9 protein-coding genes are annotated in these 13,628 nt (G+C 73.7%); 1 reads left to right on the top strand and 8 read right to left on the bottom strand.

Going from position 1 to position 13,628, the window contains the following annotated elements:
• Nucleotides 1-225 precede the first annotated feature (225 nt).
• From ACZ3UD_RS30005 to ACZ3UD_RS29975, 7 genes are all read right to left on the bottom strand, one after another.
• The gene (locus ACZ3UD_RS30005) at nucleotides 226-1,140 is read right to left on the bottom strand and encodes a segregation and condensation protein A (protein ID WP_465594521.1); all 915 of its coding nucleotides are present in this window, start codon (nucleotides 1,138-1,140) and stop codon (nucleotides 226-228) included.
• Between the two features lie 170 nt (nucleotides 1,141-1,310).
• On the bottom strand, nucleotides 1,311-1,904 hold the full coding sequence (locus tag ACZ3UD_RS30000; RefSeq protein WP_465594518.1) for a hypothetical protein: 594 nt from the start codon (nucleotides 1,902-1,904) through the stop codon (nucleotides 1,311-1,313).
• Nucleotides 1,901-2,968 carry a ParA family protein gene (locus ACZ3UD_RS29995; protein WP_030245868.1) on the bottom strand — a complete coding sequence of 356 codons (1,068 nt, stop codon included), beginning with the start codon at nucleotides 2,966-2,968 and terminating at the stop codon, nucleotides 1,901-1,903. Before ACZ3UD_RS29995 ends, ACZ3UD_RS30000 begins: the two co-directional genes overlap by 4 nt.
• Nucleotides 2,969-3,392: 424 nt before the next feature.
• Entirely contained in the window at nucleotides 3,393-4,508 is a 1,116-nt protein-coding gene (gene ald / locus ACZ3UD_RS29990) for an alanine dehydrogenase (RefSeq protein ID WP_465594515.1), read from the bottom strand.
• A gap of 261 nt (nucleotides 4,509-4,769) precedes the next feature.
• Nucleotides 4,770-6,821, bottom strand: a complete 2,052-nt coding sequence (locus tag ACZ3UD_RS29985) for a tetratricopeptide repeat protein (RefSeq protein WP_465594512.1) — start codon at nucleotides 6,819-6,821, stop codon at nucleotides 4,770-4,772.
• Nucleotides 6,822-7,077: 256 nt separating this feature from the next.
• A complete protein-coding gene (locus tag ACZ3UD_RS29980; protein ID WP_465594509.1) occupies nucleotides 7,078-7,725 on the bottom strand; it encodes an NUDIX domain-containing protein in 648 nt (215 codons plus the stop codon).
• A gap of 106 nt (nucleotides 7,726-7,831) precedes the next feature.
• The gene (locus ACZ3UD_RS29975) at nucleotides 7,832-9,511 is read right to left on the bottom strand and encodes a CTP synthase (RefSeq protein ID WP_465594506.1); all 1,680 of its coding nucleotides are present in this window, start codon (nucleotides 9,509-9,511) and stop codon (nucleotides 7,832-7,834) included.
• Between the two features lie 717 nt (nucleotides 9,512-10,228).
• On the opposite strand from ACZ3UD_RS29975, the gene ACZ3UD_RS29970 reads away from it, so the two are divergent.
• Nucleotides 10,229-12,226 carry a glycoside hydrolase family 15 protein gene (locus ACZ3UD_RS29970; protein WP_465594503.1) on the top strand — a complete coding sequence of 666 codons (1,998 nt, stop codon included), beginning with the start codon at nucleotides 10,229-10,231 and terminating at the stop codon, nucleotides 12,224-12,226.
• On the opposite strand, the gene ACZ3UD_RS29965 is transcribed toward ACZ3UD_RS29970, so the two are convergent.
• On the bottom strand, nucleotides 12,223-13,401 hold the full coding sequence (locus ACZ3UD_RS29965; RefSeq protein ID WP_465594500.1) for a glycosyltransferase family 4 protein: 1,179 nt from the start codon (nucleotides 13,399-13,401) through the stop codon (nucleotides 12,223-12,225). The genes ACZ3UD_RS29970 and ACZ3UD_RS29965 overlap by 4 nt on opposite strands.
• Nucleotides 13,402-13,628: the final 227 nt, after the last annotated feature.

The raw sequence follows: 13,628 nt of genomic DNA, 5'->3' as shown, positions 1-13,628 counted from the left end.
CGGCCGGCTCCTCCGGCTTCCTCGGCACGTCGGAGGCCGGCGGGGCCGACTTCTGGTGCACCACCCGCGCCTCGGTGCCCACCGAAGCCGCCGCAGGCGCCGCCACGGGCGCCGCCGCGGGCTCCGGCAGCAGCTCGAAGGCCGGCTCCAGCCACTCCTCGGCCCGCGGCTGCCCCGGCAGCCCGAGCGGGCGCCGCACCGGCCGCCCGCCGTCGTTCCCGGCACTCATCTCCGCCCGTCCTCCTTCGCCTCACCCGAGACCTCGCCCGAGACCTCGCCCGAGACCTCGTCCACGACCTCGCCCGCCGGCCGGTCGAACTCGTCCGTCACCTCGACCGCGCCCCGGCCCTCCTCGGCCACCCAGCGCACCCGCAGCTCCCCGAGCGCCTCCGGCTGCTCGAAGGCGAGCACCCGCTCCCGGTACAGCTCCAGCAGCGCCAGGAACCGGGCGACCACCACCAGGGTGTCCGGCGCGTCCGCGACGAGCTGCTGGAAGGAGGCCTCCCCTAGGCCGGTGAGCAGGTCGACCACCAGCCCGGCCTGCTCGCGCACGCTGACCGGCGGGGTGTGGATGTGGTCGACGTACACCACGGGCTTCGGTTTGGGCTCCATCGCCTTGGCCGCCAGCTGGGCCAGCCGCTCCGGCCCGACGGTGATCACCACCTCGGGCAGCAGCTCGGCGTGCCGGGGCTCCAGCCCGACGGTCCGCGGCCGTCGCAGCAGCTCGGCCGCCCAGCGCTCGCCGAACAGCGCCGCCACCCGCTTGTACGCCCGGTACTGCAGCAGCCGCGCGAACAGCAGGTCCCGCGCCTCCAGCAGCGCGAGGTCCTCCTCGTCCTCGACCTCGGCCGCGGGCAGCAGCCGGGCGGCCTTGAGGTCCAGCAGGGTGGCGGCCACGACCAGGAACTCGGTCGCCGCGTCCAGGTCCCAGTCCGGCCCCATCGCCCGGATGTACGCCATGAAGTCGTCCGTCACCGTGGCCAGCGCCACCTCGGTGACGTCCAGCTTGTGCTTGGCGATCAGGCTGAGCAGCAGGTCGAAGGGGCCCTCGAAGTTGTCCAGCCGTACGCGGAAACCGCCCCGGGACTCCTCCTCGGTGGGGTTCACGGCGGTGGCGGCTGGTTCGACGGTGCTCGGCATGGCGGTCCATCTTCACCCGGCCCCGCCGCCCACCCCGCCGCGGGGCCGTCGACACGCCGCCCGACGGGCCCCAGGGCCCGGCCGACGGCCTCAGCGCCCGGCCGACGGCCTCAGCGCCCGGTCGCCCGGCCGACGGCCTCAGCGCCCGGCGGACAGCCCTGGACGCCGTTCTACCGGCCGCGCAGCCGCCGGACCAGGATGGAGGCCTCGCCGCGCTGTTCCAGGTCCGCCAGGACGACCGCGATGGCCTCCCGGACGATCCGCCCGCGGTCCACGGCCAGGCCGTGCTCGCCGCGCAGCACCAGCCGGGTGTGCTCCAGGTCCATGAGCTCCTCGGCGGAGACGTACACGGTGATCTTCTCGTCGTGCCGCTCGCGCCCGCTCGGGCGGCGCGGCGCGCGTCCCCGCGGCCGGGCGCGCCCGGCGGCACCGGTCTGCTCCTCGGCGGCACCCGCGTGCGCCCGGCCCGCCGGGGCGGCTGCGGCGCCACGGCCGCCGGAGACGGCCTTCCCGGCCGACCCTGCACCCGGCGCGGCGCCCTGGTCCCCGGCCTGCCGCTGGACGGGCGGCTGCGCGGGCGAGGGCACCCCGGTCGGCTGCTGCCCCTGCCGGTCGTCCCGGGCGCCCTCGGCACCGTCCGTGCCGTTGACGGTCCGCGCGGTCTCCGGTCTGGATGCCTCGGCGGCCGGACGCGGCGCGAGGGACGGCGACAGCGCCATCCCTCCGGTGGTCCGGAACAGCTCGTCGGCACCCGGGAGACTCACTCGGCGGGGCGGCACCGGTCGAGCACCTCCCTGGCGAGCTGGCGGTAGGCGGCGGCACCGACCGAGTTGGTGGCGTACGTCGTGATGGGCTCGCCGGCGACGGTGGTCTCCGGGAAGCGCACGGTCCGCCCGATGACGGTGTGGAAGACGTGCTCGCCGAACGCCTCGACGACCCGCGCCAGCACCTCACGGCTGTGCACGGTGCGCGAGTCGTACATGGTCGCGAGGATGCCGTCCAGGCGCAGCTCGGGGTTGAGCCGCTCGCACACCTTCTCGATGGTCTCGGTCAGCAGCGCGACACCGCGCAGCGCGAAGAACTCGCACTCCAGCGGCACGATCACGCTGTGAGCGGCCGTCAGCGCATTGACCGTCAGCAGGCCCAGCGAGGGCTGGCAGTCGATGATGACGTAGTCGTAGTCGGGCAGCAGCGGCTTCAGGGCGCGCGCCAGCGCGGACTCCCGGGCCACCTCGCTGACCAGCTGCACCTCGGCGGCGGAGAGGTCGATGTTGGAGGGCAGCAGGTCCATGCCCGGGACGGCCGTCTTCAGCAGCACCTCATCGGCCGTCAGGCCCCGCTCCATGAGCAGGTTGTAGACGGTGACGTCGAGCTCCATCGGGTTGACGCCCAGTCCGACCGAGAGCGCGCCCTGCGGGTCGAAGTCGACGAGCAGCACCCGGCGGCCGTACTCGGCCAGCGCCGCGCCCAGGTTGATGGTCGACGTGGTCTTGCCGACGCCGCCCTTCTGGTTGCACATGGCGATGATCTGGGCGGGGCCGTGCTCGGCGACCGGCGCGGGGATCGGGAAGTACGGCAGCGGACGGCCGGTCGGGCCGACCCGCTCGCGGCGCTGGCGCGCGGCATCGGGGGCCAGCGTGGCGGCGTACTCGGGGTCCGGCTCGTACTCGGCGTCCGGGTCGTCGTAGGCGCCGTAGGCGAACTCGCCGTAGGCCAGGCCGTAGGCGGCCAAGTCGGCGTCGTGATCGGTCACCGTGGTCACCTGTGCTGTGTTCTGACGTGCTTCGAAGGTACGGAGCGCGACCGAGCCGACCTCGGCCGAGCCCACGGTGGGCTGCCGGGCCCCGGACTCCTCACTCGGCTGGCCGGCGGTGAGCTCCGCCAGTCCTGGCTGACCACCCCCGGGAGCAATTGTCGACTCATTCACAAGTCGTCTTACCTCCTTGGGGATCCAGGACTCTATGTCGATTCGTCAGCGTGGCAGCCGCCGACGGTTTGCGACTCTAGGCCGTTCTAGGCGTTCGCAGCAACACAATCCACGGTAGTAGGCACGATGTGTCGACTATCGGGCGGGCTGCTGTCAAGGGATGAGTAGGCCTATGACCCTAACGTTTCTGCGGTCGAGTGACACGACCCACGGGAATTGACGACAGAGCGACCCGCCCGGTCCACCGACCGTTCACGGGCACGGCGAAGCCCCCGACCCGAAGTGATCGGGTCGGGGGCGAACGACCGCCGAGCGGTCAGGGGGTTCAGGCGAGCACGCTCTCCAGCGTGACCGACTCCAGGCCGAAGGCCTCGGCCACGGCCGGGAAGGTGATCTGGCCCTCGTGCACGTTGAGGCCCTTGGCGAGCGCCTCGTCGCGACGCAGCGCCTCCTTCCACCCGCGGTTCGCCAGCTCGATGACGTACGGCAGGGTGGCGTTGGTCAGCGCGTAGGTGGAGGTGTTCGGGACGGCGCCCGGCATGTTGGCCACGCAGTAGAAGACCGAGTTGTGGACCTGGAAGGTCGGGTCGTCGTGCGTGGTCGGGTGCGAGTCCTCGAAGCAGCCGCCCTGGTCGATGGCGATGTCGACCAGCACGGAGCCCGGCTTCATGCGGGAGACCAGCTCGTTGGTGACCAGCTTCGGGGCCTTGGCGCCCGGGATCAGCACGGCGCCGATGACCAGGTCGGCGTCCAGGACGGCCTTCTCCAGCTCGAAGGAGTTGGACATGATGGCCTTGATCTTGGTGCCGAAGATCCGGTCGGCCTCGCGCAGCTTGTTGATGTCGCGGTCGAGCAGGGTCACGTCGTAGCCCATGCCGATGGCGATGGTGGCCGCGTGCCAGCCGGAGACGCCACCGCCGATGACGACGGCCTTGGCCGGGTGGGTGCCGGGCACGCCGCCGGGCAGCACGCCGCGGCCGCCGGCCGGACGCATCAGGTGGTACGAGCCGACCTGCGGGGCCAGGCGGCCGGCGACCTCGGACATCGGGGCGAGCAGCGGCAGCGCGCCGTTGCCCAGCTGGACGGTCTCGTACGCGATGGCGGTGGTGCCCGAGGCGATCAGCGCGTCGGTACCGGCCCGGTCGGCCGCCAGGTGCAGGTACGTGAAGAGGGTCTGCCCCTTGCGCAGCCGGTGGTACTCGGAGGCGATGGGCTCCTTGACCTTCAGCAGCAGGTCGGCGGTGGCCCACACCTCGTCGGCGGTGGGGAGGATGGTGGCGCCGGCGGCCACGTACTCCTCGTTGGGGATCGAGGAGCCGAGACCGGCGTTGTCCTCGATGTAGACCTCGTGTCCGTTGCGGACCAGCTCATGCACGCCGGCGGGCGTGATGGCCACGCGGTACTCGTGGTTCTTGACCTCGCGGGGGATGCCGACCTTCACGGCTAAACACGTCCTCTTGCCATGGGGGTCCCGACCGGAGAAGACCGGTGGGCGACGCGCACGTGGGGAAGCCTCCGGGCAGCCCGGGGCAGGGGATCGCTGCGCGACTGAGTTCGAGTGTAATGAAGCCCAGGCGGCCTGTCAGCCTTCCAAATCGAATAATTTCGCCGAACACATTGGCAGGTTCGTAGGCTTCCGCCGGAGCTTACCTGCCTTAGGTGTCGTAACCGGGCACTTCCGACGATACCTCCGAAAGCGCCCTCACCACCCGGCGTCGACGCGTTCCCGCAGGTCCGCGAGGGCCACCCCGACGGCCTCCCGGCCCCGTTCGTCGCCGATCCGGCGCAGCACCGCGAGCGCGGCCCGGTACTCCCGGTCGGCCTCCTCGAAGCGGCGCTGCGCGGTGTGCGCCTCGGCCACCCGCGCCAGCAGCCGGGCCTCCGCCGCGTGGTCCCCGAGCGACTGCCGCAGCCCGAGCGCCCGCCCGTACCAGTCGGCGGCGCGCACCGCGTCGCCGAGCGCCCGGTGGCAACCGGCCGCGCCCTCCAGGGCCCGGGCGCAGAGCGGTTCGTCCGCGACCGTACGGGCGTGCTCCAGGGCGGCCCGGTAGTGCGCGGCGGCCTGCTCCCAGCGGCCCGCCGCGACCTGCAGGTCCCCCAGGTTGAGCAGCGCGGCCGAGGCCCGGCGGGGCCGGCCGTTGCGCTCGGCGACGGTGCGCACCAGCTCGTGCAGCCGGTAGAGGTCGGCCGGGGCGGCGCCGGTCAGCGGCAGCGACCGCAGCAGCGCGGTGACCAGCCGCCCGGCCGATCCGTCCAGGTCGCCCTGGCCGATCGCGTCGGCCACCGCGCCGAGCAGCAGCTCCCGCTCGCCGAGCAGCCAGTCCCGGGCGTGCGCGGCCGAGCGCAGCCGCAGCGCGGCGGGCAGCGGCTCGGGCCCGGGGCCGCCCGCCGGGTCGAGCAGGGCGCGGGCCGACTCGGTGAGCCGGACCAGCCGCTCCAGCAGCCGGGCCCGGGCCAGCTCGGTCTCGGCCGGCCGGTCCTCCCGCTCGCGCAGCCGGACCAGCCGCGGGTAGAGCCGTCCGGGCACCCGGTAGCGCGGGGTGCCGTCGCCGGCCGGCGCCTCCTCGCCGAGCAGCTCCCGCTCGGCGAGCGCGGCCAGCGTCGCGGCGGCCTCCGCTGCCGGGCAGCCGACCAGGGCGGAGGCGGTGCGCGGGTCGGCGGTCTGCGCCGGGGCCAGGGTGAGGGTGCGCAGCATCCGCGCCTGGGCGCGCGACAGGGTGCGGTAGACCAGGGTGAACGCGCCGATCAGCGGGTCGTTGTCGGGTACGGGCACCGGCTCGGCCGGCTCGGGCTCCGGCCTGACCCAGGTCGACGGGTCACCGGCCGGCTCGGGCACGGCGGCGGGTTCCGCGGCCTTGTCCTCCGCCGGCTGCTGCGGGCCCTCCTTCTTCTTCCCCACCTCGGCGGCAGCCCCGGCCCTACCGGTCCTGCCGGCCTTGCCCGCCTTGCCGCCCTTGCCACCGGCGGCCGCCGACTCCTCCCCCACCACCAGGTTGAGCTCCCGCGCCGCGTCCGTGACCGCGATCTCCGGGTTGCCGCGCAGCCACCCCGCCATCAGCCGCAGGGCGGCCGGCCGGGCGGCGCAGGCCTCGGCCAGGTCGGCCCCGCCGACCGGGTCGCAGGAGATCCGCGTGCCGCCGACCAGGTCGGCCAGCAGTTCGCCGGAGGCCTGCCGGTCCAGCCCGCCGAGGATCACCGGGTCGATGTCCTCGATCCCGGTGAGCGGCCCGGCGGTGGTGGCGAGCACCAGGCAGCCGGGCTCGTCGACGAGCAGCGGCCACACCTGCCCGGCGTCCCGCACGTCGTCCAGCACCAGCAGGACGCGCAGCCCCGCCAGCGCCTCCCGCAGGGCCACGCAACCCGGCTCGTCCCGTCCGTCCTCGACCGCCCCGGGCAACGGCACGGCCGCCTGCGGGTCGAGCTGCTCCAGCAGCAGTCGGGCCGCGCGCCCCGGCTGCACCCGCCCGCCGTCGGGGGCGGACAGCCGCGCGAACAGCACGCCGTCCGGGTAGTCGGCGGCGACGGTACGGGCGAAGCGGGCGGCGAGCGCGGTCCGGCCGGAGCCGGGGCGCCCGGCCAGCACCAGCACCGGGCAGCGGCCGCTCACCGGACGGGCGGCGGCCGCCCGCAACGCGGCCAGTTCGGCGCGCCGCCCGACGAACAACGTGGGCCCGGCCGGCAGCCGCTCCAGTCCGGGGACGGCGCTCGCGGGCGTGTCGGGGCCGGGGTCCGTCGTCGCCGTCTTCCTCGCCACCCGTGCCACTCCCGACGTCATCCCGCGCCCGGCGTCCGGCTGGTCAGCGTCCGGCGCTCGGCGAAGGCGGCCCGGCACGGGCGCCCCGTCTGCGAAGCGTAGTTCGACCGTCCGGCTCAGCCGAGATGACATCCGGTCGTACGAACCGGCAAATCACCCCAAGGCATCAACCCGGGTGGTCGGCCCACACCTCGAACGGCCTTGCACCCTCGAAGGACGCCCAGGCCCCGAAACGCGCTCAGGCCCCGAAAGGCGCTCAGGCCTCGAAGGGCCGGGCCGGCCACGGCGAGTCCGGCCGGCGCAGCCCATCCAGGCCGTCCGGGGCGGTGAGCGCGGCGTGCACGGCGAGGGTGCCGGTGATCAGGGTCGGGTTGTGCAGCTGCCCGGCGTGGATCAGCCGGATCAGTTCGGGCACCGGGACCCAGGCGACCTCGATCTCCTGCTCCTCGCCCTCGGCCTGGTAGCGCTCGCCCTCGGCGGCCGACAGGTCGGTGGCCAGGAACATCCGCAGCGCCTCGTCGGTGCCGCCCGGGGAGGTGTAGTAGTCGGCGAGGATCCGCCAGGTGTCGGCCTTGCAGTGCGCCTCCTCGTACAGCTCGCGCTGCGCGGCGTGCCACGGGTTCTCGCCGGGCACGTCGAGCAGGCCGGCCGGCAGCTCCCACAGCCGCTGGCGGACCGGGTGGCGGTACTGGCGCAGGACCAGCACCCGCTGCTTGTCGTCCAGCGCGAGCACCGAGACCGAGCCGGGGTGGGTCTGGTAGTCGCGCCGGGCCCAGCTGCCGTCGGGCATCCGGACCTCCTCGCTGCGCACACCGGTGACCTTGCCCTGGAACGGCGTCGCGCTGCCGCGGACCTCCCACTCCTCGGCCACGTCGGCGATCACCTGGTCGCTCTGCTCGTCCATCGCTCTCCCCTTTTCGTCAGTGCGACACAATCTAACGCCGGACGGCGGCCCCGCGGGAATCGCGGGGCCGCCGTCCGGTGAACGACCGAGGCCGAAGAGAGGAAAACTACGCGGAAGCCGCGGTCTTGATGTCGATGGCGGCCTTGACCAGGCCCGCGAACAGCGGGTGCGGGCGGGTCGGGCGGGACTTCAGCTCCGGGTGGGCCTGGGTGGCCACCAGGTACGGGTGCACCTCGCGCGGGTACTCGACGTACTCGACCAGGTCCCCCTTGGGCGAGAGGCCCGAGAACTGCAGGCCGGTCTTCTCCAGGTCCGCGCGGTAGGCGTTGTTGACCTCGTAGCGGTGGCGGTGGCGCTCCTCGACGTACTGCTCGCCGCCGTAGACCTCGCGGACGATCGAGCCCTCGGCGAGCTTGGCCGGGTACAGGCCCAGGCGCATGGTGCCGCCCAGGTCGCCCTTGCCGTCGACGATGGCCAGCTGCTCGGCCATGGTGGAGATGACCGGGTGCTTGGCGGCGGCGTCGAACTCGGTGGAGTTGGCCTCGGGCAGGCCGGCCAGGTTGCGGGCCGCCTCGATGACCACGCACTGCAGGCCCAGGCACAGGCCCAGCAGCGGGACCTTGTTCTCGCGGGCGTAGGTGATCGCGCCGACCTTGCCGTTGACGCCGCGGTCGCCGAAGCCGCCGGGGATGCAGATCGCGTCCACGTCGCCGAGCTGCGCCTGGGCGCCCTCGGGCGTCTCGCAGTCGTCCGAGGTGACCCACTTGATCTCGACCCGGGCGTTGTTGGCGAAGCCGCCGGCGCGCAGCGCCTCGGTCACCGACAGGTAGGCGTCCGGCAGGTCGATGTACTTGCCGACCAGGGCGACCCTGACGATGTGCTGCGGCTCGTGGACGCGGCGCAGCAGGTCGTCCCAGGTGGTCCAGTCCACGTCGCGGAACGGCAGGTCGAGGCGGCGCACCACGTAGGCGTCCAGGCCCTCGCCGTGCAGCACCTTGGGGATGTCGTAGATCGACTTGGCGTCGATGGCCGCGACCACGGCCTCCTCGTCCACGTCGCACATCATCGAGATCTTGCGCTTGATCGCCTGCGGGACCTCGCGGTCGGCGCGCAGCACGATCGCGTCGGGCTGGATGCCGATGTTGCGCAGCGCAGCGACGGAGTGCTGGGTGGGCTTGGTCTTCAGCTCGCCCGAGGGGCCGATGTACGGCAGCAGGGAGACGTGCACGAAGAACACGTTGTCCCGGCCGACCTCGTGGCGGACCTGGCGGACGGCCTCCAGGAACGGCAGCGACTCGATGTCGCCGACGGTGCCGCCGACCTCGGTGATCACCACGTCGACGTCCTCGGTCGCCATCCGGCGGATCCGGGACTTGATCTCGTTGGTGATGTGCGGGATGACCTGGACGGTGTCGCCCAGGTACTCGCCGCGGCGCTCCTTGGCGATGACGGTCGAGTACACCTGGCCGGTGGTGACGTTCGCCGAGCCGTGCAGGTTGGTGTCCAGGAACCGCTCGTAGTGACCGATGTCCAGGTCCGTCTCGGCACCGTCGTCGGTGACGAAGACCTCACCGTGCTGGAACGGGTTCATGGTGCCCGGGTCCACGTTGAGGTACGGGTCGAGCTTCTGCATCGTCACGCGCAGGCCGCGGGCCTTGAGCAGCGCGCCGAGGCTGGAGGCGGTCAGCCCCTTGCCGAGCGAAGAGGCGACACCCCCGGTGACGAAGAGGTGCTTGGTCGTCACGGCGCGGCCGTTCGCTGCCTTGCCGGAGTGGGGCTGTGCCAAGAGGGGGCTCCCGTGGGTCGCGTGTCGAAGGTGACGTGGGCGGGAGGCTCGCGGCCCGCCGGGCGACGGGAGGCCGGCTCGGTGCGCGGCGCTCGAAGGGTCGTCGGTTCGGCTGGTCCGGGGCGTTTGATCCCGCCGGTCCACGGGATACCAGGGTATCAGTGACCTGGCCTGGATGCCGTTCGGCCCGCGCGGCGCTCCGGGAGCGTGCGCCTGGCGCACCACCGGCGCACCATCAGCCGCACGGGTCACACCGGTCGCACGACCGGCCGGACCGGGCCAGCCCTCGGCATCCGTCCGGGCCATGCCAGCTCCTCCGTTACGACCACCCGGAGGTGATCCTTCCGGACCATCCTGCGCCCCGCCTCCGCAATGCACGGCATTTCCGCCGAATTGCGGCGCCACACGGGGCAGCGTCCGCGTGCTTCGCCCCTTTCGTCCGTCGTAAGCTGCACGGACGCATCGCGACAGCACGAGCACGCGGAGGGCGTGGGAGCGTCAGGACACTCCCGGTCCCCGATGCGCGACCGGACCTCCCCGTATTCCAGCTCCTCCCCACCCACCTCAGGGGCTCCACCGAGCCCCGCGCGGACACTCCAGCAAGGCCCGCCACCACCCCCCGGCGGGCCGGACGTCCCGGGGTGAACCTCCGGCCCCGCAGACCGCTCGCTCCCCCGTTCGCCGATGCCCTGACCACATTGCGAACTGGAGATCCACGTGGCCGGCCGTATCGAGGACTACGCACTCATCGGGGACATGCAGACCGCTGCCCTGGTCAGCAGGGACGGGGCGGTGGACTGGCTCTGCCTTCCCCGCTTCGACTCGCCGGCGGTGTTCGCCGGCCTCCTCGGCACCGATGAACACGGCTTCTGGCGGATCGGCCCGGCCGAAGCCGTCGCGGCCGAGGTCCCCGCTCCCGCCACCGCACCTGCCGGGGCCGACGGCCGGACCCGCTTCGCCGACAACGCCGACCTGCGCGTCCCCCCGGCCACCGCCGCCGCCCCCGCCGTACCCGCCGAGCGGCGCCGCTACCGGGGCGACTCGCTGATCCTGGAGCAGGAGTGGGACGCCCAGGGCGGCACCGTCCGGGTGATCGACTTCATGCCGCCCCGCCCGCTGGCCGGCCGCGACGCCGTCCCCCAGGTGATCCGGATCGTCGAGGGCGTGGCCGGCACCGTGCGAATGCGCTCGGCCCTGCGGATGCGCTTCTCGTACGGCCGGATCGTCCCCTGGGTGCACCGGGTCGAGCAGGCCGACGGCGGCCACCGCACCGTCGCCGTCGCCGGGCCCGACTCGGTCTGGCTGGACGGCGAGGCCGACACCTACGGGCGCAACCTCACCACCTACGCCGACTTCACCGTCACGGCCGGCGAGCGGATCGCCTTCGCGCTCACCTGGCAGGCCTCCCACCTCGACCCCCCGGCCGTCCCGGACGCCGAGGCGATGCTCGACGCCACCGCCGACTTCTGGCACGACTGGGCCGACCAGTGCACCTACCAGGGCCCCTACCGCGAGGCCGTGATCCGCTCGCTGATCACCCTCAAGGGCCTCACCTACGCCCCCACCGGCGGCATCGTCGCCGCCCCCACCACCTCCCTGCCGGAGGACGTCGGCGGCGAGCGCAACTGGGACTACCGCTACACCTGGCTGCGCGACGCCGCGATCACCCTCTCCTCGCTGCTGCGCACCGGCTACCGCGAGGAGGCCCGCGCCTGGCGCGAGTGGCTGCTGCGGGCGGTGGCCGGTGACCCGGAGAACCTGCAGATCATGTACGGCATCGCCGGCGAGCGCGAGCTCACCGAGTCCTCGTTGGACTGGCTGCCCGGCTACGAGGGCTCCCAGCCCGTCCGGGTCGGCAACGGCGCCGCCGGACAGCTCCAACTCGACGTCTACGGCGAGGTCGTGGAGGCCCTGCACCTGGCCCACATGACCGGCCTGGTGCGCAACGACCACGCCCACCACCTCCAGCTGCGCCTGATCGAGTACCTGGAGGACCACTGGCAGAACCCCGACGAGGGCATCTGGGAGGTCCGAGGCCCGCGCCGGCACTTCGTCCACTCCAAGGTGATGGCCTGGGTCGCCGTCGACCGCACCATCAAGCTGCTGGAGCAGACCCCCGAGGACGCCCCCTCCGACGGCCACCTGGAGCGCTGGCACGAACTGCGCGAGACCATCCACCGGGACGTCTGCGAGAAGGGCTACGACCCCGAGCGCAACACCTTCACCCAGTACTACGGCGGCCAGGAGCTGGACGCCTCGCTGCTGCTCATCCCGCAGGTGGGCTTCCTGCCGCCGGACGACAAGCGGGTGATCGGCACCATCGAGGCGATCCAGCGCGAACTGTCCACCGAGGACGGGTTCGTCCTGCGCTACCCGACCCACGACGAGTCGGGGAACAACGTGGACGGCCTGTCCGGCCACGAAGGCGCCTTCCTGGCCTGCTCGTTCTGGCTGGCCGACGACCTGGCCATGATCGGCCGGGTGCAGGAGGCCCGCGAGCTGTTCGACAAGCTGCTCTCGCTGCGCAACGACCTCGGGCTGCTGGCCGAGGAGTGGGACCCGCGGCTCAAGCGCCAGGTCGGCAACTTCCCGCAGGCCTTCAGCCACGTCCCGCTGATCGACACCGCCCTGCGGCTGACCGCCTGCGGCGCCGCCTACCTGTCGGCCCAGCCGGACGGCCCGGCCGCCGACCGGGTCGAGCAGGCGACCGTCTAGGAACCCTGCACCAACTCGTCGTAGGTGCTGAGCACCTGCGCGACGGTGGCGGCCTCGTCCGGCCAGGTCTCGGCCTGTTGCCGGCCCGCCGCCACCAACTGCTCGCGGCGGGCCGGGTCGGCCAGCACCCCGCGCACCGCCCGTCCGATCGCCGCCGGGTCGCCCGGGGGCACCAGCACGGCGGCGTCACCGACCAGCTCGGGGATGCCGCCGACGGCGGTGGCGACCACCGGCACACCGGCCCGCATCGCCTCCTGGACCACCAGCGAGCGGGCCTCCCAGCGGCTGGAGACCACCACCACGTCGGCGGCGGCCAACAGGTCGGGCACGTCGGTGCGGTAGCCGAGCAGGCGCACCGGCAGTTTCTCGGTGGTCACCCGCTCGCGCAGCGGGCCCGCCTCCGGGCCGTCCCCGGCGAGCAGCACCAGCGGCTCCGGGTCCAGCGCGGACAGCTCCCGGGCGGCGTCCAGCAGCAGCCCGAAGGCCTTCTGCGGGACGAGCCGGCCGACCGCCAGCACCAGCGGGCGGTCCGGGCCGTCGCCGAGCAGCGCGGCGCGCGCCTCGGGGCGGCCGAGCCGGCCCTCGGGCATCGGCGGGGCGGCCACCGGGCCCAGCCGGGCGTCGGTGGCGCCCAGTTCGCGGGCCCGGGCGACCAGGTCGGAGGAGGCGCCGAGGACGAGGTCGGCGGCGCGCGCCACCCGGCGCTCCATCAGCCGCTGCAGCCGGCGCTCCATGCCGGTGGCCAGCAGCGCGTGGTGCGAGGTGACCACCAGCGGGGTCTCCGGGCGCAGGCCCGGGAAGCGGCCGGCGGTGCGCAGCGCGAGGTCCGAGAGCAGCCCGGCGCGCAGCCCGTGGGCGTGCACCAGGTCGGCGCCGGTGAAGGCCCGGCGCAGCTCGCCGATCGCGGTGGCGTCGCTGCGGGCGCCCGCGGTGGGGGTGATGTCGACGGTGTGGAACCGGGCGCCGGTGCGGGAGAAGCCGAACAGCGCGTCCGTGCCCGCCGGCGCGCATACCGTGACGATCACCCCGTGCGCGACCAGGCCCTGGGCCAGGGAGCGCACGTGCGCACCGATGCCGCCGGTGCTGGCGGCCAGGACGAGCACCACGCGCAGCTGCCCCGGTTCCGGGGCGGCCGCGGTGGCCCGGGCGGCGGAATGGTCCACGTCGTCTCGCATCCGACTCGATCAGGTTCGCGCGCCGCTTCGCGAGGATTGCCCGCCCGGCGGCACTCGGGACTGGAAAGCCAGTGTCCAGCCGCCACCATGCCAGGTCCGCGGCCCTCTTGGACAGTCGGCGCCACCAGGGCGCGTCGTGGTGCCGCGAGGGCCGCCGGACCCGACGGAGCGACCGGCTCAGGGCCTGTCCGGCGGATCCTCGCCGGGTCCGACGAAACCCACCGGAC

The sequence above is a fragment of the Kitasatospora sp. NPDC023118 genome (assembly GCF_055560875.1).
Note: the sequence above shows the minus strand (reverse complement) of the source record. Positions and strands in the feature narration are given on the sequence as shown.

Coding starts and splice junctions, on each gene's coding strand:
- ACZ3UD_RS29965 (WP_465594500.1), bottom strand. CDS start 13,401: ATGCGAGACGACGTGGACCATTCCGCCGCCCGGGCCACCGCGGCCGCC.
- ACZ3UD_RS30005 (WP_465594521.1), bottom strand. CDS start 1,140: ATGCCGAGCACCGTCGAACCAGCCGCCACCGCCGTGAACCCCACCGAG.
- ACZ3UD_RS29980 (WP_465594509.1), bottom strand. CDS start 7,725: ATGGACGAGCAGAGCGACCAGGTGATCGCCGACGTGGCCGAGGAGTGG.